Source organism: Ilumatobacter sp., from assembly GCF_049588435.1.
GTDB lineage: Bacteria > Actinomycetota > Acidimicrobiia > Acidimicrobiales > Ilumatobacteraceae > Ilumatobacter_A.
In genome coordinates, this window is sequence record NZ_JBAVYV010000142.1 from 1 (window position 1) to 3,142 (window position 3,142).

Consider the following 3,142-nt stretch of genomic DNA (forward strand, 5'->3'; position numbering starts at 1 on the left):
TCGCGAGCATTCTCGTGGGGTTGATCTCGTACCGGAGCACCGCGTCCGAGTTGCGCGATTCGACCGATGGTTTCCTCGACCTCCGGGCGACCGAGACGGCGCAGGATGCGCGCGACCTCGTCGCCGACGGCCGCACGAACTCCGGACAGCGAGGTCGCGGTTCGAACCCACCGGGTCGCATCGCGAACGGGCTCCCGGTGGCCGACGACGATGCGATCATCCAGATCTCGGGACCCGAAGGAAATCAAGTCACGAGCAGTGTCGAACTCCCGAGCACGGCGAAATCCGAAGAGCTCCGGACCCGTCGGCCGACCGACGGAGCCGGTCAGGCGGTGGTCTACGAGGACATCACGATCGACGGTGAGTCGTACCGGATGGTGTCGCGCTCGCTCGAGCAGGGTGGAGTGATCCAGGTCGCTCGATCGACCGTGGAGAACGACCGTTTGCTGGGCGCGCTCGTGGGCCGTTTCGCATTGATCGCCGTCGGGGTGGCCGTCCTGGCTGCCATCCTCGGTTGGTTGATCGCGACGAGGGCGACGGTTCCGTTGCGACGGTTGGCGCGCGTCGCGACCAACGTCGCCGAGACGCGCGATTTCAACACCGCGGTCGCCGAGCGCGACCGAACCGACGAGATCGGCCAACTCGCCGGCAGCTTCGCGACGATGCTCGACGCGCTGGAGACCAGCCGGGTCCAGCAGCACCGTCTCATCCACGACGCGGGTCACGAGATGCGCACCCCGCTGACCAGCCTGCGCGCCAACGTTGCCCTCCTCGAGCGAGCCGTCGACCTCCCGCCCGCGGAGCGTGCCGAGGTGCTCGGCGCGATTCGATCCGAACTGGTGGAACTCGGCGACCTGTTCGACGAGATGATCGATCTCGCGACCGACCGTCGAGACGGCGAACTCGAGCGGGAACGGGTCGACCTCTCGGTCGTCATCTCCGATGTGGCGGCCCGGTGGGGGAGCCGGAGCGATCGGCCGATCGAACTCGACGTCGAGTCGAGCATCGTGTCGGGGGATCGCTCCATGCTCGAACGGTCCGTCAACAACCTCGTGAACAACGCGGACAAGTTCAGCCCGCGGGGGACGACGATCACGATCGTCAGTTCGGACGGGTCGGTCAGCGTGCGAGACCACGGGCCGGGCATCCCGGTCGACGAACGCTCCCGTGTCTTCGACCGATTCCACCGCAGCGACGAGACGCGCTCGATGCCGGGCTCGGGCCTCGGACTCTCGATCGTCGCGCAGACCGTCGAGCTGCACAGTGGATCGGTCTGGGCGCGCGAGGCGGTCGGTGGCGGCGCCGATGTCGGATTCCGCTTGCCGACCGTCGCCGATGACGGCGTCGTCCCCGCGAGCTGAGGGCCAGACGCTGAACATGATCGTTCCCGCAGCGTCGCGATGGTGCATGCTGTAGCGGTGACGTCGGTCGATCTCGCCACCCTGCGCGCAGGGGACCGTCGGGACTGGCAACGGCATCCCGTCGACGTGGCGCGGCTGGTCGTTCGGGCCACGTTGCTCGCCATCCTGCTCGGGATCACCGCCGCGTTCCCGACGGCGTTGACGAATGTCTCCCTCGACCTGGTCACCTTCTTCGATCGTCTGCCCACGCCGTTGCGATTCGCGCTGGTCGGCGTGGCGCAACTCTCGATCCTCGTCGTGCCGGTCATCGCGATCGGATGGCTGCTGACGCGCCGTACCCGTGAGTCGACCTTGCTCGTCGTCGGTGCCGGTGTGGTGGCCGGCGTCGTCATGCTGCTCCTCACCAACTGGCTGAATCGCGTCGCTCCACCGGTCGAGATCACGGACCTTCAGTCGAACTCGTTCCTCCCGACCGACTTCCCGTCGGTGGCCTACCTCGGAGCACTCGTCGCGGGAACGACGGTGGCATCCCCGATCATGTCGGGCCCGTGGCGGCGCGTGGTCTGGGGTGCGGTCACCGTCACGGTGTTCGTCCGCGTGCTCAGCGCGACGCAAGCGCCGGTGAGCATCGCGGTCACCGTCGCGCTCGGAGCCACCGTCGGCTCGGCGATCCTCGTGATCGTCGGTTCGCCGCAACGTCGACCGGGTTCGACGGCGCTGGGCGAGGCACTCGCGGCCGGTGGATTCGACATCGACACGATCGGCGACGAGGCCACCGACCGGGGTCTGCGCACCTACCACGGCACCGCTGCCGGTCGTTTCGTCGACGTGACCTACCTCGACCGCGACGATCGGGATGCCGAACTCTTCGCGCGGGTGATCCGCTCGATCAGGGTCCGCGACGTCGACGAGCAGAAGCTGTCCACCAAACCGCGGATCAGAGTCGCCCAGCTCGCACTGGCGACATCGATGGCCGAGCGCGCCGGTGCGCGCGTCCCGGAGATCCTCTCGGCGGCACCGGTCGACTCCCAGAGCGCAGTCTTCGTCTCGGCGCACCCGGCCGGTCGCCCACTCGCGGACTTGGAACCGGAGGTCGTCACCGACGCGAGCCTCGATGACGCGTGGCGGCAGATCGAACTGCTCCATGCCGGCCGCATCGCGCATCGTTCGTTGTCCGGCTCGAACATCGTGATCGACGGTGACGAGGTGACGCTGCTCGGAATGGACACGGCGCTGCTCGCGTCGAGCCCCGAGTCGCGTTCGGTCGATCGTGCCGAGTTGATGGTGTCGATGGCGCTCGTCGTCGGCGCCGAGCGTGCCGTGGACGCCGCGATTCGCGCGGACGACGGGGAGCTCGGCGACACCCTCGCGTTCATCCAGATTCCGGCGCTTCCAGCTCGTGCTCAGAAGGAGGCCAAACACCACAAGCAGATGATCGAGGATCTGCGTACCGGGCTCCAGGAACGCCTCGGCGTCGAGACCGTCGAGTTGGCCGAACTCGAGCGGATCAGCATCGCCAAGATCGTCAGCTGGGTCGGGTTCGCGGTCCTCGCGTTCTTCCTCCTGACGCTGATCTCCAACGGCGCTGAGATCCGTGAGGCGATGGCGGGCATCAACTGGATCTGGGCGATTCCCGTCCTGCTCGCGACGCTGTTCGGCACCGTCGCGGGAGCGATGTCGTTGAGCGGTTCGGTGGTGCGTCCGATCGCGCTCGGCGAAGCGACGATCGTCATGTTCGGGCAGTCGTTCCTCAACCGGTTCACCCCGATGAACGCCGGCGG

The 3,142-nt window shown here is 67.6% G+C and carries 2 protein-coding genes; both read left to right on the top strand.

What is annotated here, in order from left to right; translation table 11 throughout:
• Positions 1 to 1,361, top strand: a 1,361-nt coding sequence (locus WBV89_RS05435) for an ATP-binding protein (protein ID WP_423980321.1), incomplete at its 5' end; no start/stop codon positions are given.
• Between the two features lie 57 nt (positions 1,362 to 1,418).
• The coding region (locus WBV89_RS05440) for a hypothetical protein (protein ID WP_423980322.1) at positions 1,419 to 3,142 on the top strand (1,724 nt) is incomplete at its 3' end.